23 protein-coding genes are annotated in these 25631 nt (G+C 72.5%); 19 read left to right on the top strand and 4 right to left on the bottom strand.

From position 1 onward, the window contains the following. Positions 1–130 precede the first annotated feature (130 nt). On the bottom strand, positions 131–679 hold the full coding sequence (locus tag D0D15_RS12545) for an SUKH-4 family immunity protein (protein WP_094008695.1): 549 nt from the start codon (positions 677–679) through the stop codon (positions 131–133). Positions 680–891: 212 nt separating this feature from the next. On the opposite strand from D0D15_RS12545, the gene D0D15_RS12540 reads away from it, so the two are divergent. Continuing rightward, entirely contained in the window at positions 892–1719 is an 828-nt protein-coding gene (locus tag D0D15_RS12540; protein WP_094008694.1) for an LLM class flavin-dependent oxidoreductase, read from the top strand. Here D0D15_RS12540 and aroA read toward each other — a convergent pair. After that, positions 1712–2998: a 3-phosphoshikimate 1-carboxyvinyltransferase gene (gene aroA / locus D0D15_RS12535; RefSeq protein ID WP_115944447.1), complete on the bottom strand. Its 1287-nt coding sequence runs from the start codon at positions 2996–2998 to the stop codon at positions 1712–1714. The genes D0D15_RS12540 and aroA overlap by 8 nt on opposite strands. Positions 2999–3095: 97 nt before the next feature. Between aroA and D0D15_RS12530 the strand changes: the two genes are divergently transcribed. The 10 genes from D0D15_RS12530 (at position 3096) to D0D15_RS12480 (ending at position 13027) form a co-directional block, all read left to right on the top strand. Continuing rightward, positions 3096–4796, top strand: coding sequence for a CTP synthase (locus D0D15_RS12530; RefSeq protein WP_094008692.1), 1701 nt, complete (start codon positions 3096–3098; stop codon positions 4794–4796). Then, complete coding sequence (locus tag D0D15_RS12525; RefSeq protein ID WP_115944446.1) at positions 4793–5419, top strand: NUDIX domain-containing protein; 627 nt, start codon at positions 4793–4795, stop codon at positions 5417–5419. Before D0D15_RS12530 ends, D0D15_RS12525 begins: the two co-directional genes overlap by 4 nt. Before the next feature lie 46 nt (positions 5420–5465). Beyond that, positions 5466–6368 (top strand): site-specific tyrosine recombinase XerD, encoded by a 903-nt coding sequence (gene xerD / locus D0D15_RS12520; protein WP_094008704.1) that lies wholly within the window; start codon positions 5466–5468, stop codon positions 6366–6368. Positions 6369–6454: 86 nt separating this feature from the next. Continuing rightward, positions 6455–7426 carry a ParA family protein gene (locus D0D15_RS12515; RefSeq protein ID WP_094008690.1) on the top strand — a complete coding sequence of 324 codons (972 nt, stop codon included), beginning with the start codon at positions 6455–6457 and terminating at the stop codon, positions 7424–7426. Continuing rightward, positions 7423–7848: a cobyrinic acid ac-diamide synthase gene (locus tag D0D15_RS12510; protein ID WP_167481499.1), complete on the top strand. Its 426-nt coding sequence runs from the start codon at positions 7423–7425 to the stop codon at positions 7846–7848. The genes D0D15_RS12515 and D0D15_RS12510 overlap by 4 nt, the downstream gene beginning before the upstream one ends. Beyond that, positions 7845–8699: a segregation and condensation protein A gene (locus D0D15_RS12505; protein ID WP_094008689.1), complete on the top strand. Its 855-nt coding sequence runs from the start codon at positions 7845–7847 to the stop codon at positions 8697–8699. The genes D0D15_RS12510 and D0D15_RS12505 overlap by 4 nt, the downstream gene beginning before the upstream one ends. Beyond that, positions 8696–9397 (top strand): SMC-Scp complex subunit ScpB, encoded by a 702-nt coding sequence (gene scpB / locus D0D15_RS12500; RefSeq protein ID WP_094008688.1) that lies wholly within the window; start codon positions 8696–8698, stop codon positions 9395–9397. The genes D0D15_RS12505 and scpB overlap by 4 nt, the downstream gene beginning before the upstream one ends. Then, on the top strand, positions 9387–10130 hold the full coding sequence (locus D0D15_RS12495; RefSeq protein WP_094008687.1) for a pseudouridine synthase: 744 nt from the start codon (positions 9387–9389) through the stop codon (positions 10128–10130). Before scpB ends, D0D15_RS12495 begins: the two co-directional genes overlap by 11 nt. Positions 10131–10838: 708 nt before the next feature. Then, positions 10839–12671, top strand: a complete 1833-nt coding sequence (gene recQ / locus D0D15_RS12485) for a DNA helicase RecQ (protein ID WP_094008686.1) — start codon at positions 10839–10841, stop codon at positions 12669–12671. Further along, a complete protein-coding gene (locus D0D15_RS12480; protein WP_094008685.1) occupies positions 12671–13027 on the top strand; it encodes an arsenate reductase family protein in 357 nt (118 codons plus the stop codon). The genes recQ and D0D15_RS12480 overlap by 1 nt, the downstream gene beginning before the upstream one ends. Before the next feature lie 321 nt (positions 13028–13348). On the opposite strand, the gene D0D15_RS12475 is transcribed toward D0D15_RS12480, so the two are convergent. Together D0D15_RS12475 and D0D15_RS12470 are read right to left on the bottom strand one after the other, a co-directional pair. Continuing rightward, a complete protein-coding gene (locus tag D0D15_RS12475) occupies positions 13349–14545 on the bottom strand; it encodes a cation:proton antiporter (RefSeq protein ID WP_094008684.1) in 1197 nt (398 codons plus the stop codon). Positions 14546–14549: 4 nt separating this feature from the next. Beyond that, complete coding sequence (locus D0D15_RS12470) at positions 14550–15032, bottom strand: cation:proton antiporter regulatory subunit (protein WP_026153076.1); 483 nt, start codon at positions 15030–15032, stop codon at positions 14550–14552. A 115-nt stretch (positions 15033–15147) separates the two neighbouring features. Between D0D15_RS12470 and cmk the strand changes: the two genes are divergently transcribed. From cmk to D0D15_RS12430, 8 genes are all read left to right on the top strand, one after another. Then, the gene (gene cmk / locus D0D15_RS12465; RefSeq protein ID WP_115944444.1) at positions 15148–15849 is read left to right on the top strand and encodes a (d)CMP kinase; all 702 of its coding nucleotides are present in this window, start codon (positions 15148–15150) and stop codon (positions 15847–15849) included. Further along, on the top strand, positions 15846–16523 hold the full coding sequence (locus tag D0D15_RS12460) for a lysophospholipid acyltransferase family protein (RefSeq protein WP_094008682.1): 678 nt from the start codon (positions 15846–15848) through the stop codon (positions 16521–16523). The genes cmk and D0D15_RS12460 overlap by 4 nt, the downstream gene beginning before the upstream one ends. After that, positions 16520–17944 carry a ribosome biogenesis GTPase Der gene (gene der, locus D0D15_RS12455; RefSeq protein ID WP_094008681.1) on the top strand — a complete coding sequence of 475 codons (1425 nt, stop codon included), beginning with the start codon at positions 16520–16522 and terminating at the stop codon, positions 17942–17944. Before D0D15_RS12460 ends, der begins: the two co-directional genes overlap by 4 nt. 141 nt (positions 17945–18085) lie before the next feature. Further along, positions 18086–21946 carry a Pls/PosA family non-ribosomal peptide synthetase gene (locus tag D0D15_RS12450; RefSeq protein ID WP_115944443.1) on the top strand — a complete coding sequence of 1287 codons (3861 nt, stop codon included), beginning with the start codon at positions 18086–18088 and terminating at the stop codon, positions 21944–21946. Further along, positions 21934–23184 (top strand): M1 family metallopeptidase, encoded by a 1251-nt coding sequence (locus D0D15_RS12445; RefSeq protein WP_094008679.1) that lies wholly within the window; start codon positions 21934–21936, stop codon positions 23182–23184. Before D0D15_RS12450 ends, D0D15_RS12445 begins: the two co-directional genes overlap by 13 nt. A 136-nt stretch (positions 23185–23320) precedes the next feature. Beyond that, positions 23321–23512 (top strand): cupin domain-containing protein, encoded by a 192-nt coding sequence (locus D0D15_RS37690; protein WP_338024651.1) that lies wholly within the window; start codon positions 23321–23323, stop codon positions 23510–23512. A gap of 125 nt (positions 23513–23637) precedes the next feature. Then, positions 23638–24756, top strand: coding sequence for a sugar ABC transporter substrate-binding protein (locus tag D0D15_RS12435; protein WP_094008678.1), 1119 nt, complete (start codon positions 23638–23640; stop codon positions 24754–24756). 92 nt (positions 24757–24848) lie between these two features. After that, a complete protein-coding gene (locus D0D15_RS12430) occupies positions 24849–25622 on the top strand; it encodes an ATP-binding cassette domain-containing protein (RefSeq protein ID WP_094008677.1) in 774 nt (257 codons plus the stop codon). Positions 25623–25631: the final 9 nt, after the last annotated feature.

Here is a 25631-nt window from a genome sequence, read left to right as displayed (position 1 = left end):
CCGGCAGCCGGCCTCCGGATCTGCTCGCCGGGGACGGTCACGGCGCGGCTGTGTATAACGACCTATACCGCGGGGCCTTGAGCGCTCACGTTCCGGCGGCTGCGCCGCGTGTCCATCACCTGGCCCTCGGCTAGATCTCCGGATCGTCTCCGCCGAGTTGACGAAGCGCCATGGCCCACCAGTTCTCCGGCAGCTCGAAGGAGAACGGGTCGATGCCCGTCAGCGCGCGCTGAAGATCGTCGAATCGTGCTTCCTTGACGGCAGGGTCGGCGGTGACACGCTGAGTGAACATCTCGATGCGGTAGAGGAACTCCACGAATTCGACGAGGTTGTTGTTCACCACCTCGCCACGAGGCTTCGTCCCGCCCAAGTCCATCAACGTCACGAATCTCTCGTATGCGGAGAGTGAGAACCGCATCCCCGAATCCCCAGGGGGACCACCGACGATCACCTCGCGATGCTTCGTTGCGTCGCGCGTGGTCACGTCGATGACTCGGAGGAACTCGGGTCCTCCGTGGATCCGGGTCGTGAAGAACGGCGCACTGATGCAGGGAAGTCCGACATTCGCCAGAACCTCTGCGTCCTGGGGTGCGACCCCAAGCCGGTCCACCTCCTGGTGGGCCAAAGTGACGACGTTGTCGGGACCGTAGAGATCGACCATCTCCTGGTGCGTGATCATCCGGAACCGAGGTCCTCGACGCGGCGGGCCGGCCCGAACCGGACACGGCGATCGGCCATGGAAAATCCGTCCTTCCCCCAGGTGATCTTCGGCTAAGATCGAATGTACTCGACGGGGCCACGCCTGCCGCAGCAGTCCTGCCGCCGAGGCAGCGTCACGACCGGCCCGGAGCGGGCGGCACGTCCATCCGTCACACCCTCCGGAGGTAACTCATGCACTACGGTCTCGGTCTGCCCGTCGGCCGCCCCGAGCAGCTCATCGGCTGGGCTCGCCGCGCCGACGACGGCCCGTTCCGCACCCTCGGCCTGCTCGACCGGATCGTCTACGACAACCCCGAGCCGCTGGTCACCCTCGCCGCGCTCGCCGGCGCCACCACGCGCGTCCGGCTGCAGACCGAGGTCCTGCTGGCCCCGCTGCGCGAACCCGCCCTGCTCGCCAAGCAGGCCGCGACCCTGGACCGCCTCTCCGGCGGCCGCTTCACCCTCGGTCTCGGCGTCGGCGGCCGGGAAGACGACCACCGGGCCACCGGCACCGACCCGCGCCACCGCGGCCGGATCCTCGACGAGCAGATGGCCCGCATGCGCCGGATCTGGTCCGGCGCCGAAGGAATCGGCCCCGCCCCGGCCACGCCCGGCGGCCCCGAGGTCCTGTTCGGCGCCTTCGCCGACCCCGCCCTGCGCCGGGTCGCGCGGCACGGGGACGGGTTCCTGTGCGCCGCGCCGCCGCAGTGGGCCGGCGACCTGTTCGCCAAGGTCGAGCGGTTCTGGGCCGACGAAGGCCGCGACGGCAGCCCGCGCATGGTCGCCCAGGTCAACGTCGCGCTCGGGTCCGATGTGGACGACGCACGCGCGGCGATTCTCGGCTACTACGGATTCGCCGGTGATTGGGCGAACCAGACCGCCGAGCGCATGCTCACCACACCGGAACAGATCCGCGAAACGGCGAAGCACTTCGCGGACCTCGGCGCCGACGAGCTGATCCTCTACTGCTGGGGCACCGACCCGGGCCAGGTGGACCGGCTGGCCGACGTGGTCAGCTGAGCATCGCCGCCCACGCACCGGTGAAGCCGGGGAAGGTCTTGCCGACCGTCGCCGGGTCCTCGACCGCCACCCCGGCGACCAGCAGGCCCAGCACCGCGCCGGCCATCACCAGCCGGTGGTCCTCGTAGGTGTGGAAGACGCCGCCGTGCATCGGGGCCGGGGTGATCGCCAGGCCGTCCGCGGTCTCGGTCACCCCGGCGCCCAGCGCGGACAGCTCGGCCGCCAGCGCGGCCAGCCGGTCGGTCTCGTGCCCGCGCAGGTGCGCGACACCGGAGATGACCGAGGGCCCGTCGGCGAAGCACAGCAGCGCGGCGATCACCGGGGTCAGCTCGCCCACCTCGTGCAGGTCGAGCCGGGCGCCCGGGATTTCGCCCGTTCCGGTGACGGTCAGGCCATCCGGGGTCAGCTCGACGCGCTGGCCCAGCTCGGCCATCAGGCTGCGCAGCCAGTCACCCGGCTGGGTGGAGTACTCCGGCCAGCCGGGGATGCGCACCGTGCCGCCCGCGGCTGCCGCGGCCACCACGAACGGCGCCGCGGTGGACAGGTCCGGCTCGACCGTGAAGTCCGGGCAGGACAACCGCGCCGGGCCGACGTGGAACTCCTGCCCGTCCCGCTCCGGCGCCGCGCCGAACCGCTTCAGCATGTCCAGGGTCATCGCGATGTGCGGCTCGCTCGGCGGGGTCCCGCCGGTCAGCCGCACCGTCACCCCGGCCTCGAACGCGGGGCCGGCCAGCAGCAGCGCCGACAGGAACTGGCTGGACGCGCTCGAGTCCAGATCGACCTTCCCGCCGGGCAGGCCACCGTGCCCGATCACGGTGAACGGGGGAGCGCCGCGGCCCGCGTCGTCGATGTCCGCGCCCGCCTCGCGCAGCGCGGCCAGCAGCGGCGCGATCGGGCGGCGGCGGATCGCCTCGTCCCCGTCGAACGTCACCGGCGCCGACCCCAGCCCGGCCAGCGCGGGGGTGAACCGCGCGACCGTGCCGGCGTTGCCCAGCACCACTGACGCCGGTTCGGTGGAGCCGTGCACCAGCGGGCGCACCAGCACGTCGTCGCCGCGCCGCTCGGAGCCGCCGCCGAGCGCCTCCAGCGCGCCGAGCATCAGCCGGGCGTCGCGGGAGTCCAGCGGGGCGCGGACCAGCGTCGGCTCGTCCGCCAGCGCAGCCAGCACGAACGCCCGGTTGGTGATCGACTTGGAGCCGGGGACGCGCACCGTCGCGTCGAGCGGGCCGGACGCGACCGGAGCGGTCCAGGTGGGCTGGGAAGCGGTGGGCTGGGACACGGTGCCTCTTTCACGCGCGAACGTCTGACGTGACCTATCGAACTACGTGGGCGCGGCGGGCGAGCGTCCGGGGGCCGGTGCGATAAGGTGGAAGCCCGTGGGACTTCAGCCGCGGACAGCCAAGTACGTTTTCGTCACGGGGGGCGTCGCCTCCTCCCTGGGCAAGGGCCTGACGGCCTCCAGCCTGGGCCAGCTCCTCACCTCTCGCGGCCTGCGGGTCACGATGCAGAAGCTGGATCCCTACCTCAACGTGGATCCGGGCACGATGAACCCGTTCCAGCACGGGGAGGTGTTCGTCACCGAGGACGGCGCCGAGACCGACCTGGACATCGGCCACTACGAGCGCTTCCTGGACCGGGACCTCTCCGGCTCGGCGAACGTCACGACCGGCCAGGTCTACTCCGAGGTGATCGCCAAGGAGCGCCGCGGTGAGTACCTCGGCGACACCGTGCAGGTCATCCCGCACATCACCGACGAGATCAAGCGCCGCATCATGGCGGTCGCGGAATCCGACGGCACCGGGCAGCAGCCCGACGTGGTCATCACCGAGGTCGGCGGCACGGTCGGCGACATCGAGTCGCTGCCGTTCCTGGAGGCCTGCCGCCAGGTGCGGCACGAGATCGGCCGCGACAACTGCTTCTTCCTGCACGTGTCGCTGGTGCCCTACCTGGCGCCCTCGGGCGAGCTGAAGACCAAGCCGACCCAGCACTCGGTCGCCGCGCTGCGCAACATCGGCATCCAGCCCGACGCGCTGGTGTGCCGGGCCGACCGCGACCTGCCCGAGGACCTCAAGCGCAAGATCGGGCTGATGTGCGACGTGGACAACGAGGCCGTCATCGCCTGCCCGGACGCCCGGTCCATCTACGACATCCCCAAGGTGCTGCACCGCGAGGCGCTGGACGCCTACGTCGTGCGCCGCCTCGGCCTGCCCTTCCGCGACGTCGACTGGACGGTGTGGGGCGACCTGCTCGACCGCGTGCACAACCCGTCCGAGACGGTCCGGGTCGCGCTGGTCGGCAAGTACATCGACCTGCCCGACGCCTACCTGTCGGTCACCGAGGCCCTGCGCGCCGGCGGGTTCGCCCACCGGGCCAAGGTCGAGATCGTGTGGGTCGCCTCCGACCGCGCCACCACCCCCGCCGGCGCGGCCGCCGCGCTGGGCGACGTCGACGGCGTCCTGGTGCCGGGCGGGTTCGGCGTGCGCGGCATCGAGGGCAAGATCGGCGCCATCCACTACGCCCGCACCCGCGGCATCCCGGTGCTCGGGCTGTGCCTGGGCCTGCAGTGCATGGTCATCGAGGCGGCGCGCAACCTGGCCGGCATCGAAGGCGCGAACTCGGCCGAGTTCGACGAGGCCACCGAGCACCCGGTGATCTCCACGATGGCCGACCAGAAGGACGTCGTCGCCGGTGAGCGCGACATGGGCGGCACCATGCGGCTGGGCGCCTACCCGGCCAAGCTCAAGCCGGGTTCGCAGGTCGCGAAGGCCTACGGCAGCACCGACGTGTCCGAGCGGCACCGGCACCGCTACGAGGTCAACAACGCCTACCGCAAGCGGCTGTCCGACGCCGGCCTGGTCTTCTCCGGCACCTCGCCGGACGACCGGCTGGTGGAGTTCGTCGAGCTGCCCGCCGAGGTGCACCCGTTCTTCGTGGGCACCCAGGCGCACCCGGAGCTCAAGAGCCGCCCGACCCGGCCGCACCCGCTGTTCGACGCGTTCATCGACGCCGTCGTCCGGTACCGCACGGCCGACCGGCTGCCGGTCGAGCTGCCCGAGCCCACCGTGAGCGCGCATTGACCGCGCCCGGCGAGCACGACTTCCGGGTGGTGTCCACCAAGGACGTCCACATCGGACGCGTGGTGGGCCTGCGGATCGACGAGGTCGCGATGCCCGGCGGCGGCACCGCCAGGCGCGAAGTGGTCGAGCACCTCGGCGCGGTCGCCGTCGCCGCCGTGGACACCGACGGCACGGTCACCCTGGTCCACCAGTACCGGCACCCGCTGGGGCGGCGGATCTGGGAGCTGCCCGCCGGGCTGCTCGACCACGCCGGGGAGGGCCTGGTCGAGGCCGCGCGGCGCGAGCTGGCCGAGGAGGCCGGGCTCGCCGCCGGGCGGTGGGAGACGCTGGTCGACGTGGCCGCCTCGCCCGGGTTCACCGACGAGGTGGTGCGCGTGTTCCTGGCGCGCGACCTGACCCCGGTGGACCGGGAGGTCCTCGGCGACGAGGAGGCCGACCTGGTGGTGCACCGGGTGCCGCTGGCCGAGGCGGTGCGGATGGCGCTGTCCGGGGAGATCGTCAACGGCGCCACCGTGGGCGGGGTGCTGGCCGCGCACGCGGTCGTGCACGACGGCGCCCCCTCGCGGCCGGCGGACGCGCCGTGGCGGGACCGGCCGACGAGGTTCGCCGATCGCATTTCCTGACGTCACGCTCTAGGGTGTCGGCGTGCACGTTCTGCCGGCTGCCGAGGTGGTCACGGCCTATCTCGATCATCTCGCCGTGGAGCGCGGGACGGCACGCAACACCCTGGACAGCTACGCCCGCGACCTGCGCCGGTACCTGCGGTACCTGGAGCAGGCCGGGATCCGGGACTTCCGGCGGATCACCGAGGCCCACGTGACCGGGTTCGGCGCCGCGCTGCGCGAGGGCGACGAGGTGCACCCGCCGCTGGCGGCGTCCTCGGCGGCGCGGGCGCTGGTGGCCGTGCGCGGGCTGCACCGCTTCGCGCACCTCGACGGGCTGATCGAGGACGACCCGGCCCGCGAGGTGCGGCCCCCGGCGGCGGCCAAGCGGCTGCCCAAGGCGCTGCCGGTGGACGACGTGCTGCGGCTGCTGGCCGTGCCGCCCGCCGAGGGGGAGCGGCCGCTGCGCGACCGGGCCCTGCTGGAGCTGCTGTACTCCACCGGGGCCCGGATCTCCGAGGCGGTCGGGCTCGACCTCGACGACGTCGACCGCGAGGAGCGCACTGTGCTGCTCGACGGCAAGGGCGGCAAACAGCGGCTGGTGCCGATCGGCCGCCCCGCGGTCGAGGCGCTGGAGGCCTACCTGGTGCGGGCCCGCCCGGTGCTGGCGCGGCGCGGCCGGGGCACCGCGGCGCTGTTCCTCAACGCGCGCGGCACGCGGCTGTCCCGGCAGAGCGCGTGGCAGGTGCTCAAGACCACCGCCGAGCGCGCCGGGATCTCCACCGCCGTGTCCCCGCACACGCTGCGTCACAGTTTCGCCACCCACCTGCTGGAGGGCGGGGCGGACGTCCGGGTGGTCCAAGAGCTGCTCGGCCACGCTTCGGTGACGACGACGCAGGTGTACACCCTGGTCACGATGAACACTCTGCGTGAGGTATATGCTACGGCGCATCCTCGGGCGCTGGGTTGACCTGATCGCCTCCGGCGAGTTGCTTTGGCGACAAACGGCTCGCCGAATAGGCTGCGGCCAACCCGTCGAACGAGGAGTTTCGCGCCATGTCGACACCGCAGCCCTCGACCAGATCGGTCACAGCCGCATCGGCTGCCGCGAACCTCGACCAGTTGACCATCGCGACCGAGGGGGAGCCCGACACCGTGGACTCTGTCGTGGCCGTGGGCGCCGAAGCGAACGGCAAGCCCAGGCTCGGCCCGACCGGCAGACCGTTGCGTGAGATTCCCGAACCGCCCCTGCTGGACAAGCACGGCCCGGCCACGGTGCTGGCGATGTGCAACCAGAAGGGCGGCGTCGGCAAGACCACGTCGACGATCAACCTGGGCGCCGCGCTCGCCGAGTACGGCCGACGGGTGCTGCTGGTGGACTTCGACCCGCAGGGCGCGCTGTCGGTGGGGCTCGGCGTGCAGCCGCACGAGCTGGACCAGACGGTCTACAACGCGATCATGGAGCGCTCCGTGACCGCCCAGGACATCCTGCGGCACACCAGTGTCGAGGGCATGGACCTGCTGCCGAGCAACATCGACCTGTCGGCCGCCGAGGTGCAGCTGGTCGCCGAGGTGGGCCGCGAGCACACGTTGCTCCGGGTCGTGCAACCCCTCATCTCGGAGTACGACTATGTTCTGGTCGACTGCCAGCCATCGCTCGGGTTGCTCACGGTGAACGCGCTCACGGCCGCCGACGGCGTGATCATCCCGCTGGAGTGCGAGTTCTTCAGCTTGCGTGGCGTGGCTTTGTTGATCGACACGATCGAGAAGGTACGCGAACGCTTGAACCCCAAACTGGATATCACCGGCATCCTGGCCACCATGTTCGACCCGCGGACCCTCCACTCACGGGAGGTCATGGCACGGGTCGTGGAGGCCTTCGGCGACACCGTGTTCGACACGGTGATCAACCGCACCGTGCGGTTCCCGGAGACCACCGTGGCCGGTGAGCCCATCACCCGCTGGGCCCCCAAATCCGCCGGCGCGCAGGCCTATCGCGCGCTGGCCCGCGAGGTGATCGCTCGGTGAGCAGGCGAGCCTCCCTCCCCGGGGCTTCGGAACTCTTCCGCCTGACCAGCAGCCCGGCCCTCGACGTGCCCGCGCCGCCCACGCCCGCCCCGCAGCGCCCGGAGGCGCAGCGGCCGGGCCACGGGCAGAACTCCGGGCACCGCGAGCAGCTGGAGCGCAGCGCCGCCGGGCGCCGCGGCAGCGGACGGCAGAAGCACGACTCGAAGATCACCGTCTACGTCTCCGGTGACGAGCTGGTCGCGATGGAGCAGGCCCGGCTGAGCCTGCGGGCCGAGCACGGCCTGGCCATCGACCGCGGCCGTCTCGTGCGCGAGGCGGTGGCGGTGCTGCTGGCGGACTTCGACGAGCACGGCGCCGACTCGGTGCTGGTGCGCCGGCTGCGCGAGGGCGGCCTCGACTCCGAGGAAGCCGCCGGGCCGTGAGCGAGAACGGGGCTCCGGTCGACGGGGCCCAGCCCGTCGAGGAATCGGCGGCGCCGAAGTTCAAGGTCCGGCTGGACAACTTCGAGGGGCCGTTCGACCTGTTGCTGCAGCTGATCTCGCAGCACCAGCTCGACGTCACCGAGGTCGCGTTGCACCAGGTCACCGACGACTTCATCGCCTACACGCGGGCGCTGGGGCCGGAGTGGGACCTGGACGAGGTGACCGAGTTCCTCGTCATCGCGGCGACGCTGCTCGACCTGAAGGCGGCGCGGCTGCTGCCCGCCGCCGAGGTCGAGGACGAGGACGACCTGGCGTTGCTCGAGGCACGGGACCTGCTGTTCGCCCGGGTGTTGCAGTACCGGGCGTACAAGCAGGTCGCGGCGCTGTTCGCGGAGCTGGAGGCCGGGGCGCTGCGGCGCTACCCGCGGTCGGTGTCGCTGGAGGAGCGGTTCGTCGGGCTGCTGCCCGAGGTGATGCTCGGCGTGGACGCGGCGAAGTTCGCGGAGATCGCGCTGGCGGTGTTCCGTCCCAAGCCGCCGCCGACGGTGTCGCTGGACCACATCCACGCGCACCGGGTGTCGGTGCGGGAACACGCGGCGCTGCTGCGGCTGAAGCTGGCCGAGCGGGGCGACGCGACGTTCACCGAGCTGGTCGAGGACTGCGAGCACACGGTCGAGGTGGTGGCCCGGTTCCTGGCGCTGCTGGAGCTCTACCGGGAGTCCAGCGTGCAGTTCGAGCAGGACGAGCCGCTGACCATGTTGCGGGTGCGGTGGATCGGCGGGTCGGTCTCGGAGGCCGAGGCCGCCGCGGAGATGGAGCGGGCCCGCGTCGAGGAAGAGGAGTACGGGTGAGCCCCGAACAGGAGCCGGTCGAGACCGAGGCCGCCGAGGTGCCCGGGACCCGGGAGGCGCCCGCGGTGGAGGCGCCTGCCGCGGCGGAGGTGCCGGTCCCGGACGAACTGGACGAGCCCGAAGACCTCGTCGCCGTGGGCGATGGGCTGCCGGATCTCTCCGAGCACTCCGCGCTGGCCGCGGCGCTGGAAGCCCTCCTCCTGGTCGTCGACTCGCCCGTCAGCGAAGAAGCGCTCGCCGGCGCGCTCGACCAGCCCGAGGCCCGCGTCACGCAGACGCTGCAGGTCATGGCCGCCGAGCTCACCGAGCGCGGCAGCGGCATCGACCTGCGGCGGGTCGGCGAGGGGTGGCGCCTGTTCACCCGCGACACCTACGCGCCGTTCGTCGAGAAGCTCCTGCTCGACGGGCAGCGCGCCAAGCTGACCAGGGCCGCCCTGGAAACCCTCGCCGTGATCGCCTACCGCCAGCCCGTCACGCGTTCCCGCGTCGCGGCCGTGCGCGGGGTCAACGTCGACGGTGTGATCCGCACCCTGCTCGCCCGCGGACTCATCGAGGAGAGCGGCGCCGACCCGGAGACGGGTGGCACCCTGTACGTGACGACCGAACTGTTCCTCGAGCGGCTGGGCCTGTCCTCGCTGACCGACCTGCCGCCGATCGCCCCCCTGTTGCCGGAAGTGGACTCCATCGATGACATCTGAGCCCGAAGCCGAGGGCGTGCGCCTGCAGAAGGTGCTCGCCAAGGCGGGCGTGGCCTCGCGCCGCGCCGCCGAAGAGCTGATCGTGCAGGGCCGGGTGAGCGTCGACGGCAAGGTCGTCCGCGAGCTCGGCCGGCGCGTCGACCCGGACAGCGCCGTGATCCACGTCGACGGCACGCGGGTCATCCTCCGCGAGGACCTGATCCACCTGGCGCTCAACAAGCCCCGCGGCGTGCACACCACGATGTACGACGACCAGGGCCGCCCGTGCGTCGGCGACTACGTGCGCGACCGCAGCGAGCGCCTGTTCCACGTCGGCCGCCTGGACGCCGACACCGAGGGCCTGCTGCTGCTCACCAACGACGGGGACCTCGCCCACCGGCTGATGCACCCCTCCTACCACGTGCCCAAGACCTACCTGGCCGAGGTCGACGGCAAGGTGCCGCGCGGCCTGGGCAAGGAGCTGAAGGACGGCATCGTGCTGGAGGACGGTCCGGTGCGCGTCGACGCGTTCCGGGTCAAGGACAGCATGGGCGGGCGCACCCTGCTGGAGATCGTGCTGCACGAGGGCCGCAAGCACATCGTGCGGCGCCTGCTGGCCGAGGTCGGGTTCCCGGTGCGCAAGCTGGTGCGCACCGCGATCGGCGACGTCCAGCTGGGCAACGGCAAGCCGGGCACGATCCGCAAGCTCAACCGCGACGAGGTCGGCAGCCTGTACCGGCGCGTCGGCCTGTAGCGACCGGGCAACGCGACTCCCCACCCGATGAGGGCGTACCAGCCGCCGATCCAGATGAGATCCGGGATGCGGGTGGAATCGGCAAGGGTCCCCGGCGTCGTCGCGGTCGGTTTGGTGAGCAGTAGCCGGGTCTCGTGTAAGCGACCAGGTTCGGCAACCAACCGGTGCCCCACCGCAGGGCGAGGGTGACCACCGTAGCGCGCTGGACACCGTGATCGACCCGGAGCTGGACGAGCCCATCACCGGCGATGTCCGAGAACCGTGAGCCGTACCAGGTGTGCACCACCCCTGAGCCGGGCCCGAGGATGGTGAATCGGTAAACTCCGCCCCCGGTCGGGCAGCTGACGAGCGCATGCCCAGCCTCGTGGATGCTCGTACCGAGCACGTTGACGTCGAGCAGGATCTGGCGTTGCCCGGTGGTGATCGACAGGAATGTCGACGCGGTGACGGCCACTGCGAACAGCCCGGTCAGCACCACCAGCCACTCCTGTGGGGCAGGTGTAGTGGCCGTGATGATCCGGCTCAGGGCTGCCGAGCCCAGCCTCCACCTGGGGGAAAGACATGACGTGATCTCCACTCGATGGGCTGGGCCGTGCAGTTTCTCGGGTAGTGCGCGCCAGCCCGGTGAGAATGAACGCTCCGGGCCGCGTGACCGGGCATCTCGTGTGGCGGCGCCCGGCGGTCGCGGCGAGCCCCTAGGATCGCGGCGTGGCATCCGCTGAAACCATCCCCGTGAGCGACGCGCTGCAGGCGCTGCGGCGCGTCTTCGGCTACGACTCCTTCCGCGGTGACCAGGAAGCGATCGTCGAGCACGTGATCGGCGGTGGTGACGCGGTCGTGCTGATGCCCACCGGCGGCGGGAAGTCCCTGTGCTACCAGATCCCGTCCCTGGTGCGCCCGGGCACCGGCGTGGTCGTCTCGCCGCTGATCGCGCTCATGCAGGACCAGGTCGACGCGCTGCTGGCGGTCGGCGTGCGCGCCGGGTTCCTCAACTCGTCGCAGGACTTCGAGCAGCGCCGCGAGGTCGAGGCCGCGTTCGTCGCGGGCGAGCTGGACCTGCTGTACCTGGCGCCGGAACGGCTGTCCATGGAGTCCACCCGGAACCTGCTGGACCGCGGGAAGGTCGCGTTGTTCGCGATCGACGAGGCGCACTGCGTGTCCCAGTGGGGCCACGACTTCCGGCCCGACTACCTGGGCCTGTCCGAGCTGCACGAGCGCTGGCCGGACGTGCCGCGCATCGCGCTGACCGCGACCGCCACGAAGGCCACGCACGCCGAGATCGTGTCCCGGCTCAACCTCGGCGAGGCCCGCCAGTTCGTGGCGAGCTTCGACCGGCCCAACATCCAGTACCGCATCGCGCCGAAGGCCGAGCCGAAGAAGCAGCTGCTCGACCTGATCCGCACCGAGCACCCCGGCGACGCGGGCATCGTGTACTGCCTGTCGCGCAACTCGGTGGAGAAGACCGCCGAGTTCCTGGTGGCCAACGGGATCAGCGCGGTGCCCTACCACGCGGGCCTGGATTCCCGCACCCGCGCGCGCAACCAGGCGCGGTTCCTGCGCGAGGACGGGCTGGTCGTGGTCGCCACCATCGCGTTCGGCATGGGCATCGACAAGCCGGACGTGCGGTTCGTGGCGCACCTGGACCTGCCGAAGTCCGTCGAGGGCTACTACCAGGAGACCGGCCGCGCCGGCCGCGACGGGCTGCCGTCCACCGCGTGGCTGGCCTACGGGCTGCAGGACGTCGTGCAGCAGCGGCGGATGATCCAGACCTCCGAGGGCGACGACGCGCACCGCCGCCGGCTGTCGCAGCACCTGGACGCGATGCTGGCGCTGTGCGAGACCGTCGAGTGCCGTCGCGTGCAGCTGCTGAACTACTTCGGCCAGTCCGGGCAGCCGTGCGGCAACTGCGACACCTGCCTGACGCCGCCCGAGTCGTGGGACGGCACGATCGCCGCGCAGAAGCTGCTGTCGGCGGTGTACCGGCTGCAGCACGAGCGGGGCCAGAAGTTCGGCGCCGGGCAGGTCATCGACATCCTGCTGGGCAAGCAGACCCCGAAGGTGACGCAGCACCGGCACGACCAGCTGACCGTGTTCGGCGTGGGGCAGGAGCTGTCGGAGAGCGAGTGGCGCGGCGTGGTGCGGCAGCTGCTGGCGCAGGGGCTGCTGGCCGTCGAGGGCGACTACGGGACGCTGCTGCTGACCGAGGCCAGCGCCGAGGTGCTGGGCCGCAAGCGCGAGGTGCGGATGCGCCGCGAGCCCAAGCGCGCCGCCCGTGCCGCCGCGGCGGCCAAGCGCAAGCCGGCGGCGGAGATGCCGGAGGAGGCGCGCCCGGTGTTCGAGCGGTTGCGCGCCTGGCGGTTCGAGGAGGCGAAGAACCAGGGCGTGCCGGCCTACATCGTCTTCAGCGACGCCACCCTGCGGCAGATCGCCACCGAACAGCCGTCCACCTTGGACGAACTGGCCGGCGTGAGCGGGGTCGGGGAGAACAAGCTCGCCAAGTACGGCGAGCAGGTGCTGGCGACACTGGCGGGAGGCGAGTAGTGGAGATCTGGGTCAACCCGCGGTGCTCGAAGTGCCGTTCGGCGCTGTCGATCCTGGACGAGGCCGGCGTGTCCTACGAGGTGCGCCGGTACCTGGAGGAGCCGCCGACGGTCGCCGAGCTGGACGCGGTGCTGAAGCGCCTGGGCCTGGACCCGTGGGACATCGCGCGCCTGCAGGAGCCCGAGGCGGCCGAACTGGGCATCAAGAGCTGGCCGCGCGACGAGGCGACCCGCGGCCGCTGGCTGGAGGCGCTGGCAGAGCACCCGAAGCTGATCCAGCGCCCGATCATCACCGCCGACGACGGAACGACGGTGGTGGGACGGACGGCAGAGGCGGTGCGCTCGGTTCTGCCCTGACGGCGCACCGCGCCACGCTTCTTTGAACCCAAGGTAGCCGGGTGGTCATCCCGTCGCCTGACACCGGAACGATCACCTTGAGCCAGGGCCGCAACCCAGGCCGCCAACCGCCGGCCGGAGATGTCAACCTTGCGGCCCTGGCTCAAGGTGATAGGCACAAACCGGAAGGCGACGGGATGACCACCCAGCGACCACCCACCCGAGGTGAGCCGAGGCACCCCTAGGTCATCCCGGAGCCTGCCCGTCCGGCGAGGACAATCCCTTGATCTTTGAAGCCGCGCAGCCACGAAAAGCCCGGCGACCACACTGTCGCCGGAGCGCTCAGCTCGCGGTGGTGGCGGGCTCGTGACCGTGCCCGCGCCGCCGCTGCATGCCCTTCGCCAGCGGCTCCACCACCCGGGCCGCGATGGGGCCGAGGATCGCCATCAGCAGCACGTACGCGGTGGCCAGCGCGGCCAGCTCGTCGACCACGGCGCCGGCCGACACGGCCAGCCCGGCGATGACGATCGAGAACTCACCACGCGCCACCAGCGCCGCACCGGCGCGGGCGCGGCCCAGCTTGCCGACGCCCTGCCGCCGCGCGGCCCACCAGCCGGTCGCCACCTTCGTCAGGGTGGTCAGCACGGCCAGCAGCACCGCCCAGCCGAGCACCGGCGGGATGGACGCCGGGTTGGTGTTGAGCCCGAACACCACGAAGAACACCGCGGCGAACAGGTCCCGCAGCGGCTCCAGCAGGCGGGTCGCGTTGTGGGCGGTCGACCCGGAGATCGCGATGCCGAGCAGGAACGCGCCGACCGCGGCGGACACCTGCATCGCCGAGGCGAGCCCGGCCACCAGCAGCGCCGCGCCCAGCACCTTGAGCAGGAAGACCTCGCGGTCGTCGGAGTCCACGATCGCCGACACGTACCGGCCGTACTTCAGCGCGATCACCAGCACCACGGTGATCACCAGCAGCGAGATGCCGACGGCCTCCAGCCCGCCGAGGAAGCTCACGCCGCCCAGCAGCGCGGTCAGGATCGGCAGGTACAGCGCCATCGCCAGGTCCTCGAACACCAGGATCGACAGCACGACCGGGGTTTCCCGGTTACCGAGCCGGCCCAGGTCGCCGAGCACCTTCGCGATGATCCCGGACGAGGAGATGTAGGTGACGCCGGCCATCACGATGGCGCCGATCGGGCCCCACCCGAGCAGCAGCGCGACGGCCGCGCCGGGTGCGGCGTTGAGCACGATGTCCAGCAGCCCGGCCATCCACGAGCGTTTCAGCCCGGTGAACAGCTCGGCCGCCGAGTACTCCAGGCCCAGCAGCAACAGCAGCAGCACGACGCCGATCTCGCTGGCCAGGTGCGTGAAGTCGCCGATGTCGCCGAGCGGGATGAGGCCGCCCTGCCCGAAGGCCAGGCCGCCGAGGAGGTAGAGCGGGATGGGGGAGAGGCCGATCTTCCCGGCGAGGCGCCCCAGGACGCCGAGCACGAAGAAGACGGCCCCGAGTTCGATCAGGGCCAGTGCGGTGTGCTCCAAGGGCTCAGCCGTTCTTCAGGATCTTGAGGGCGCCCTCCAGGCCTTCCGACGTGCCGACCGCGACCAGCACGTCACCGGCGGTGAACGTGAAGTCCGGGGTGGGGGAGGGGTGCACCTGGCCGGCGCGCATGACGGCGACCACGGACACGCCGGTCCGGGTCCGCATCGCCGTGTCGCCGAGGGTGCGGCCGTCGAACGGTGAGTTCGCCTTGATGGGCAGCTGCTTGGTGTTGATGCCGGGGACCTCGCGGTGCTCCTCGGTGAGCTGCGCGACCAGTTGCGGGGCGCCGAGCAGGTTCGCCAGTGCGCCGGCCTCGTCGGCGGTCAGGGGCAGGGACGCCAGGCACGCGTCGGGGTCGTCGGACTTGGACACGATCAGCTCGATCTGCCCGTCCCGGTGCGTGACGACGCCGATGCGGCGGCCGTTCCGGGTCGCGAAGTCCTTCCGCACGCCGATGCCCGGCAGGGGTGTCACTTCCACGTTCACGACCGCCACGGTACCGGTGCGGCCGCCACCTGGCGGGCCAGGCACAATGGAGAACCGCAGGTACGGACCGATCGAGACGGCGAGGAGAGCATCGGTGGCGGGAGCCCTACGCGGCGTGGTCGCTCTGGACGGACCCTCGGGAACCGGGAAGACCACGGTGGCGCGCAAGCTCGCCGGCCGGCTGTCGGCCGGGTACCTCGACACCGGTGCGATGTACCGGGTGGTGACGCTGGCCGTGCTGCACGCGGTCGTCGACCCGGCCGACGGCCCGGCGGTCGCCGAGCTGGCCCGCACCACCGACTTCACCCTGGGCACCGATCCGTCGGCGCCGAGCGTGCACCTGGCCGGTGAGGACGTGGCGGCCGAGATCCGCGGCGCCGAGGTCAACCACGCGGTGTCGCCGGTCTCGGCGGTGCCGGAGGTGCGCGAGCTGCTGGTGGCCCGTCAGCGGCGGATCATCGGCGAGGTGCTCGGCGAGGTCGGCGGCATCGTCGTCGAGGGCCGGGACATCGGCACGGTCGTCGCGCCGGACGCCCCGCTCAAGGTCTACCTGACCGCGGACCCGGCGGTGCGGGCCGCGCGCCGCAGCGCCCAGGACACCGCGGCCGGGCGGCAGAGCAGCCAGGCCGAGGCGCTGGCGTCGGTCGACCGGCGGGACCGGCTCGACTCGACCCGCGCGGTCGCGCCGCTGAAGGCCGCCGACGACGCCGTGCACCTGGACACCACCGAACTGTCCATCGACCAGGTGCTGGTCGCCCTGTCCGAGCTGGCCGGGCGCCGCGGGCTGCTGGGCGAGTGCGCGCAGGTCACGCGGTGAGCCCTGCCGGTCTGCCTGCGGGTGCGTCGGCGTGGCTGCACGACGCCGCGCGGTTCGTCGGGACGCACCTGTTCAAGCCGGCCTACCGGCTGCGGATCCGCGGGCTGGAGCGCGTGCCGCGGACCGGGCCGGTGCTGGTGGTGGCCAACCACAGCTCGATGGTCGAACCGCAGATCATCTTCGGAATGTTGCCGCGGCGTTCGGTGTTCCTCGTCAAGGAGGAGATGTTCACCGGGGCCGTCGGGTGGTTCCTCCGGCGGATCGGCCAGGTGCCGGTGCGCCGGGGCGAACCCGGCCGGGCGCCCCTGCTGACCACGGCGAACGTGCTCTCCGACGGCGGAGTGGTCGCGGTGTTCCCGGAGGGGACCCGCGGCGACGGTGACGTGGCCAGCGCCGAACGCGGCGCGGCCTGGCTGGTCCGGGCCTCGGGCGCGGTGGTCCTGCCGATCGCGGTGCGCGGGACGCGGCGTCCCGCCGGCAGCGGGCGGCGGTTCCGGCCCCGGGTGGACATCCTGGTGGGTGAACCGTTCACGCTCGAGGTCGGCCGCGGCCGGGCCGGGCTGGACGAGGCGACCGGGCGGCTGCGGGACGAGCTCGCGGGCCTGGTCCGCACCCTCGACGAATGGCGTGCAGCGCAGGGCGAGTCCGTGCGCGGGAAGAAAGCGGAATTATGACGGAGCTTGACGGGACCTGGTCGGACGAGGCGGAGTTCACCGCGCTCGACAACCAGGCCGACGACGCGGCGTCCGAGGAGGAAGCCGAGCTGAGCCAGCCCGTGCTGGCCGTCGTCGGGCGCCCGAACGTGGGCAAGTCCACCCTGGTCAACCGGATCCTGGGCCGTCGCGAGGCGGTCGTGCAGGACACCCCCGGTGTGACCCGGGACCGGGTGGCCTACGACGCGCAGTGGGCCGGGCGCCGGTTCACCGTGGTCGACACGGGTGGCTGGGAGCCGAGCGCGACCGGCCTGCAGGCCGCGGTCGCGGCGCAGGCCGAGCTCGCGATGAACACCGCGGACGCGGTGCTGGTCGTGGTGGACGCCTCGGTTGGCGCGACCGCGACCGACGAGGCGGTGGCCAAGGTGCTGCGCCGGTCGAAGCGGCCGGTGCTGCTGGCCGCCAACAAGGTCGACGACGAGCGGCTGCTGTCCGACGTGGCCTCGCTGTGGTCGCTCGGCCTGGGCGAGCCGTACCCGGTGAGCGCGCTGCACGGCCGCAGCTCGGGCGACCTGCTCGACGCGATCATCAAGGCGCTGCCGGAGGCGCCGCGGGAGCGCGAGGCCGTGGCCGGGCCGCGCCGCGTCGCGCTGGTCGGCAAGCCGAACGTGGGCAAGTCCAGCCTGCTCAACAAGCTCACCGGCGAGCAGCGGTCCGTCGTGGACTCGGTCGCCGGCACCACGGTCGACCCGGTCGACTCGCTGGTCGAGCTGGACGGCCAGGTGTGGCGGTTCGTCGACACCGCCGGTCTGCGCAAGCGGGTGCACACCGCGAGCGGCACCGAGTACTACGCGTCGCTGCGCACCAAGGCGGCCATCGACTCCTCCGAGGTCGTCATCGTCCTGCTGGACGCCAGCGAGCCGCTGTCCGAACAGGACCTGCGGGTGCTGACGTCGGTCGTGGAGTCCGGCCGGGCCTGTGTGCTCGCGCTGAACAAGTGGGACCTCGTCGACGAGGACCGCCGCCACCAGCTGGAGAAGGAACTCGACCGCGGCCTGGTGCGCGTCACGTGGGCCGAGCGGGTCAACATCTCCGCGCTCACCGGTCGTTCGGTGCGCAAGCTCGCGCCGGCGCTGCGGACCGCGCTCGCGTCGTGGGACCAGCGGGTGCCGACCGGGCAGCTGAACTCGTGGCTGTCCGAGCTGATCGCGGCCACCCCGCCGCCGGTGCGTGGCGGCAAGCAGCCGAAGGTGCTGTTCGCCACCCAGGCCGGCATCCGCCCGCCGACGCTGGTGCTGTTCACCACCGGCTTCCTGGAGGCCGGGTACCGCCGGTTCATCGAGCGGAAGTTCCGCGAGCGCTTCGGTTTCGAGGGCAGCCCGGTGCGGATCAACGTGCGGGTGCGGGAAAAGAAGCCCCGGCCCGGCAAGAAGGGCAAGTGACGCAACGAGGTGTGACGGCGGCGACACCCCGGTGAGACCGCCCGGTCACCCGGTGTTCACCTCGGGTAGAGTGATCGTCCCGCGCGGGCGCCTCACTCTTTTCGCGAGTTCCGGCCCGGCCGCTGGCGGAAGGTGAACTCCATGGGCGCGCCCGTTCTCGATCCGATGCTGCCCGGGGTGCTGGCCCCGGAGCGGGCCCTGTTCCCGGGTGGACCCGCCGCGGCCCGGCGCACGCTGCTGGACGTGCTGGCCGCCACCGCCGCGCGGCACCCGAACGCGGCGGCGCTCGACGACGGTGCGCGGGTCCTGAGCTACCGCAGGCTGTCCGAGGAGGCGCAGGCGCTGGGCCGGCGGCTGGCCGCCGAGGGCGTAGGCCGCGGTGACCGCGTCGGCGTGCGGATCTCCTCCGGCACCGCCGACCTCTACGTCGCGATCCTGGGCGTGCTCGCCGCGGGCGCGGCGTACGTGCCGGTCGACGCCGACGACCCGGACGAGCGGGCCGAGCTGGTGTTCGGCGAGGCCGGGGTGTGCGCGGTGCTGATGGACGACGGGCTGACGATGCTCGCCGAGCCCGGCCGCCGCACCGGGCCGCCCGCGCCGGAGGACGACGCGTGGATCATCTTCACCTCCGGCTCGACCGGCAAACCCAAGGGGGTGGCGGTCAGCCACGGCTCGGCGGCCGCCTTCGTCGCCGCCGAGGCCCGGCTGTTCCTCACCGAGGAACCGATCGGGCCCGGTGACCGGGTGCTGGCCGGGCTGTCGGTCGCCTTCGACGCCTCGTGCGAGGAGATGTGGCTGGCCTGGCGGCACGGCGCGTGCCTGGTGCCGGCACCGCGCGCGCTCGTGCGCACCGGGGTGGACCTGGGGCCGTGGCTGGTCGCGCAGCGCATCACGATCGTGTCCACCGTGCCGACGCTGGCCGCGCTGTGGCCGGCCGAGGCGCTGGAGGACGTGCGGCTGCTGATCTTCGGCGGCGAGGCGTGCCCGCCGGAGCTGGCCGGGCGGGTCGCCGTCGAGGGCCGCGAGGTGTGGAACACCTACGGCCCCACCGAGGCCACGGTGGTCGCCTGCGCCGCGCCGCTGACCGGTGAGGGCCCGGTGCGGATCGGGCTGCCGCTGGCCGGCTGGGACCTCGTGGTCGTCGATGCGGCCGGGGAGCCGGTGGCGATGGGGGAGTCCGGTGAGCTGGTGATCGGCGGCGCCGGCCTGGCCCGTTACCTGGATCCGGTGAAGGACGCCGAGAAGTTCGCGCCGCTGCCCGCGCTGGGCTGGGAGCGCGCCTATCGCAGCGGCGACCTGGTGCGCGCCGAGCCCGCGGGGCTGGTCTTCCTGGGCCGAGCCGACGAGCAGGTCAAGCTCGGCGGCCGCCGCATCGAGCTGGGCGAGGTGGACGCCGCGCTGCAGGCGCTGCCCGGCGTCGCCGGAGCCGCCGCCGCGATCCGCACCACCAAGGCGGGCAACCAGGTCCTCGTCGGTTACGTCGTGCCGCAGGGCGAGTTCGGCACCGCCGAGGCGTCGGCTCTGCTCCGGGACCGGCTGCCCGCCGCGCTGGTGCCGCTGCTCGCGGTCGTGGACGATCTGCCCACCCGGACCTCCGGCAAGGTCGACCGCGCCGCGCTGCCCTGGCCGCTGGCCACAGTGGACAGTGTGGCGGCGTTGACGCCCACCGAGTCGTGGCTCGCCGAGGGCTGGGCCGAGATCCTCGGCGTGCCGGTCACCGATCCGGGCGCGGACTTCTTCACCAATGGTGGTGGCAGCCTCACCGCGGCGCAGCTGGTCGCGCGCATCCGCACCCGGCACCCGCAGGTCTCGGTCGCCGACCTCTACCGGCACCCGAAGCTCGGGCAGCTCGCCGCGCTGCTGGACGGCCTGGAGGGGGAAACCGCCCGGCGGCGCGATGTCCGTCCGGTGCCGCGCCGGGCGGGAGCCGTCCAGGCCGTGCTGGCCGTGCCGGTGCTCGCCCTGACCGGCCTGCGCTGGCTGACCGCGCTGGCCGCACTGTCCACTGTGCTCTCGATGACCGGTGTCGCGTGGGCGCCCGCGGTGCCGTGGTGGTCGCTCGCCCTGGCGTGGCTGGTGCTGTTCAGCCCGCCGGGCCGCATCGGCATCGCGGCGGGCGGCGCCCGGCTGTTGCTGCGCGGGGTCCGCCCGGGCACCCACCCGCGTGGTGGCCGGGTCCACTTGCGACTGTGGGCGGCCGAACGGCTCGCCGAGGCCGCCGGTGCGGCCGGGATTTCGGGCGCGAGCTGGATGACGCTCTACGCCCGCGCGCTGGGCGCGAAGGTGGGCAAGGACGTCGATCTGCACACCCCGCCGCCGGTCACCGGGCTGCTCAAGCTGGGCCGCGGGGCGGCCGTGGAGCCCGAGGTGGACCTGTCCGGGCACTGGGTGGACGGCGACGTCGTGCACCTCGGCAAGATCCGCATCGGCGCCGGTGCCCGCGTCGGCGCGCGCAGCGTGCTGCTGCCCGGGGCGCGGATCGGCAAGGGCGCGGAGATCGCGGCCGGGTCGACCGTGCTGGGCGCGGTGCCGGCCGGTCAGCGCTGGGCCGGTTCGCCCGCCCGCCGCGACGGCAAGGGCGCGCTGCGCTGGCCGTCCAGCCGGCCGCCGCGGTCGCGGTTCTGGGCCTTCGCCTACGGCGCCGCGTCGTTCGTGCTGGGCCTGTTCCCGGTGCTCGCCGCCGTGCCCGGCCTGCTGGTGCTGGGCGCCGCGGTCGCGGATTCGACGACCATCGGCGCCGCGCTGGGTGCCGCGTTGCTGGCGGTGCCGGTGGCGACGCTCGCCGCGTTCGGCACGTACGCGCTGCTGGTGCTGGTGTCCGTGCGGCTGCTCGGGCTGGGCCTGCACCAGGGCTACCACCCGGTGCACGGCCGGATCGCGTGGCAGGTGTGGGCCACCGAGCGGCTGATGGACCTGGCCCGCCAGGTGCTGTTCCCGCTGTACGCGAGCCTGTTCACGCCGGTGTGGCGGCGGCTGCTGGGCGCGAAGGTCGGCCGCGGCGCGGAGGTTTCGACGGTGCTCGCGGTGCCGCGGATGACGCAGGTCGACGACGGCGCGTTCCTCGCCGACGACACCATGGTCGCCACCTACGAGCTGGGCCACGGCTGGCTGCACGTCGCCCCGACGCGCATCGGCAAGCAGGCGTTCCTCGGCAACTCCGGCATGGCCGCGGCCGGGCGCGCGGTGCCCAAGCGCGGCCTGGTCGGGGTGCTGTCCTCCGCGCCGCGCAAGGCGAAGAAGGGCTCGTCCTACCTCGGCATGCCGCCGATGCCGCTGCGCCGTGCGGTCGAGACGGCGGATGCGAGCCGCACGTTCGCGCCCCCGTCGCGGCTGAAGGTCGCGCGGGCGGCGGTCGAGCTGTGCCGGATCGTGCCGGTGATGTGCGCGGTCGCGCTCGCGGTGCTGGTGCTCGCGGCGCTGGCGGCCGTGCGGTCGGCGGCGGGGCTGGTCGTGGCCGCGCTCGCCGCGCCGGTCGTGCTGCTCGGCGCCGGGCTGGTGGCGGGTGCGGTGACCACGGCGGTGAAGTGGGCGCTGACCGGCCGGTTCCGCGCGGTGGACCACCCGCTGTGGAGTTCGTTCGTGTGGCGCACCGAGCTGGCCGACACGTTCGTCGAGACGCTCGCCGTGCCGTGGCTGGTGGGCTGGAGCGCGGGCACGCCGCTGCTGCCGTGCTGGCTGCGCACGATGGGCGCGAAGATCGGCCGCGGGGTGTGGCTGGAGACCTACTGGCTGCCGGAGACGGACCTGGTGCGGCTGGGCGACGGCGCGACCGTGAACCGCGGCTGTGTCGTGCAGACCCACCTGTTCCATGATCGGATCATGCGCATGAGCGAGGTGACCGTGGCCGGGGGCGCGACCGTCGGCCCGCACGGGATCGTGCTGCCCGGCGCCAGCATCGGCGCGCGCACCACCGTGGGCCCGGGTTCGCTGGTGACCCGCGGCGACGCCGTCCCGGCCGACAGCCGCTGGCTGGGCAACCCGATCGCGGCGTGGCGGGCGTGAGCCGCGCGGACTACACGCTCGGCCACGGCAGCACCGGCTACCGGGTCACGCACTACGACCTGGAGCTGGACTACAAGATCGGGCCGAACCGGTTGAGCGCGCGGGCGGTCCTGTCCGCCGTCGCGGTGGACGAGCTGAACCGGATCCCGCTCGACCTGGCCGGGTTCAGCGTCAAGGGCGTGCGCGTCGACGGGCGGACCGCGCGGTTCACCCACCGCGGCGGCAAGCTCGTGGTCGCACCGGCCCGCCCGGTGCGCGGCGAGTTCACCGTCGAGGTGCGCTACGCCGGCAACCCGCGTCCGGTCGCGAGCCGGTGGGGCGAGATCGGGTGGGACGAGCTGACCGACGGCGCGCTCGTGGCGAGCCAGCCGACCGGGGCGCCGTCCTGGTTCCCGTGCAACGACCGGCCCGGCGACAAGGCGGCCTACCGGGTGTCGCTGACCACCGCGTCGGCCTACACCGTGCTGGTGACCGGGGACCTGGTCGCCCGGCGGGCCGGGGGCAGCGCGACGACGTGGGTGTTCGAGCGGCGCGAGCCGACCGCGCCGTACCTGATGAGTGTCCAGATCGGACGGTACGACGAGCTGGAACTCGGCGCGGGGCAACGGCTCGCGGTGCCGCGGCGGCTGCGTGCGGCGGCCGCGCACGACTTCGGCCGCCAGCCGGAGATGATGGCGCGGCTGACCGAGTGGTTCGGGCCGTACCCGTTCGGCGAGTACGTCGTGGTGGTCACCGACGACGACCTGGACGACCCGATCGAGGCGCAGGGGATGGCGATCTTCGGCGCCAACCACGTCGACGGCCGTCGCACGTTCGAGCGGCTGGTGGTGCACGAGCTGGCGCACCAGTGGTTCGGCAACAGCCTCACGGTCGCCGGCTGGCGGCACATCTGGCTCAACGAGGGCTTCGCCACCTACGCGGAGTGGCTGTGGTCGGAGGCCTCCGGCGGCGCGTCCGCAGCGGCGCTGGCGCGTGACTGGCGGGCGCGGGTGGGCACCGACGTCGCGATCGGCGACCCCGGGGTGGCGCGCCTGTTCGACGAGCAGGTGTACAAGCGCGGGGCCCTGGTGCTGCACGGGCTGCGCGCCCGCGTGGGCGACGAGGTGTTCTTCGGCCTGCTGCGGTCGTGGGTGGCCGGGCACGCGCACGGCACGGTCACGACCGAGGAGTTCGTCGCGCACGCGGAGCGCGTGGCGGGTGTCTCGCTGCGCGACGACTTCGCCGCCTGGCTGGGCTAGCGCCGCTTGGCGTAGCCGGCGTAGCCGCGGGTCGCGCGACGTTCCACCCGGGCTGGCGGTGGTCCCAGCACATCAACCGATCGCGGGTACGGAGAGCTGTCAGGCGAACCACACCGGCTACGTCCTGTCCGGACGGATGACGATCCGCATGGACGACGGCGACCAGGCCGGCTTCGGGCCCGGGGACGTCATGATCTGCCCGCCCGGCCACGACGCTTGGGTGGTCGGCGACGTGCCGTGCGCGGTGATCGACTGGGGCGGCTACGCCGGTGCCCACCCCGTTTTGCCCGGTAGGGCCGGAAGGCCTGCCCGTCCGTCCGAGACTTGAGGATCGCGGCCCTTTTGTTACCGGAACGTGTCGGAGCGGGCTTCCCTCACACGCGGTTACGACGTATGTTGTCGGCCACAACATTCAAATGTTGTGAGCCACAACATTCCTGCCAAGGGGACGCAATGAAGCGGAGAAAGACCCTCGCGCTGGCCGCCGCGGGCACCGGGCTCGTCCTGGCGCTGACCGCGTGCGGTGCGAACAGCGCCAACAACGAAAGCGGTGGGAGCGGCGGGTCCGACAACGGCGGCCCGAAGGTCGGCGTGATCCTGCCCGAAACCGCGACCTCGGCCCGGTGGGCCGGCTTCGACCAGCCGATGCTCCAGTCGGCGCTGACGAAGGCCGGGCTCAGCCCGATCATCGAGAACGCCCAGGGCGACAACCAGCGGTTCGCGCAGCAGGCCGACAGCATGCTCAGCCAGGGCGTCAAGGTCCTGATCATCGCCGCGCCCAGCGGGGACGTCGGCGCCACCGTCGAGCAGAAGGCCAAGCAGCAGGGCGTTCCGGTCATCAACTACGACCGCCTCAACCTCGGTGGCAGCGCCGACTACTACGTCAGCTTCGACAACGTCCAGGTCGGCCGCCTGCAGGGCCAGGCGCTCGCGGACGCGCTGAAGAACAAGCCCGGCGCCCAGGTCATCGAGATCGAGGGCTCGCCGACGGACAACAACGCGACCCTGTTCTACAACGGGCAGCAGGAGGTCCTCGGCCCGCTCTACAGCTCGGGCGCGCTGAAGAAGGTCGCCAGCCAGCGCATCGACAAGTGGGACAACGCGGTCGGTGGCGCGACGTTCGAGCAGTTCCTGTCCGCCAACGGCGGCAAGGTCGACGGTGTGCTGGCCGCCAACGACGGCATGGCCGGTGCCGTGATCACGGTGCTGCAGAAGAACGGCCTCGCCGGTTCGGTCCCGGTCACCGGCCAGGACGCCAGCGCCGCCGGCCTGAAGTCCATCCTGCAGGGCCAGCAGTACTCGACGGTGTTCAAGCCGATCCAGCAGGAGGCCGACGCCACCGCGCAGCTGGCCGCCGCGCTGGTCAAGGGCGACACCGCCGGCGCCGACGCGATCGCCAAGCAGACTTCGACCGACCCGACCGGCAACCGCACGGTCAAGTCGGTGCTGCTGCAGCCGTTCTCGATCACCAAGGAGAACGTGAAGATGGTGGTCGACCAGGGTTACGTCAAGGCGAGCGAGATCTGCGGCGGCGACACCGCCGCGGTCTGCCAGCAGCTGGGTATCTCCTGACGGCGCGCATCGAGCTGGGGACGCGCGGACCGGTGACCCCGGCCGCGCGTCCCCCGCACGCGCGTCACGCCACTGATAGCGGAGGTTCTGCCATGAACGAGCCCGTCCTCGCGCTGCGAGGCGTCAACAAGAGCTTCGGGCCGGTGCACGTCCTGCACGACGTGGACTTCCAGGTGCGCGCGGGGGAGGTCACCGCGCTGGTCGGCGACAACGGCGCCGGGAAGTCCACGCTCGTCAAGTGCATCGCCGGCATCCACCCGATCGACAGCGGCGAGATCGTCTTCGAAGGCGAGCCGGTCCACATCCACAACCCGCGCGACGCCGCCGCGCTGGGCATCGAGGTCGTCTACCAGGACCTCGCGCTGTGCGACAACCTCGACATCGTCCAGAACATGTTCCTCGGCCGCGAGCGCAACCAGCGCGGCCTGCTCGACGAGGCGGCGATGGAGCTGGCCGCGCGCAAGACTCTGGCGTCGCTGTCGGTGCGCACGGTCAAGTCGGTGCGCACCCCGGTGTCGTCGTTGTCCGGCGGGCAGCGGCAGACGGTCGCGATCGCCAAGGCCGTGCTGTGGAACAGCAAGGTCGTGCTGCTCGACGAGCCGACCGCCGCGCTCGGCGTGGCGCAGACCCGGCAGGTGCTCGACCTGGTCCGGCGCCTGGCCGAGCAGGGCCTGGGTGTGGTGCTGATCAGCCACAACATGAACGACGTGTTCGAGGTGGCCGACCGCATCGCGACCCTCTACCTCGGCCGGCTGGCCGCCGACGTCGCCACCAAGGACGTCACGAACAGCCAGGTCGTCGAACTGATCACCGCGGGCCGGTCCGGCGACCTCGGCCTGGCCCGCCCCGAGACCGCGGCCGTGTGAGGAAAGAAG

Origin of the sequence: Amycolatopsis thermalba, from assembly GCF_003385215.1 — a bacterium.
In the GTDB taxonomy this organism is placed as follows: Bacteria; Actinomycetota; Actinomycetes; order Mycobacteriales; family Pseudonocardiaceae; genus Amycolatopsis_E; species Amycolatopsis_E thermalba.
This window is presented reverse-complemented; position numbering and strand designations above follow the sequence as displayed.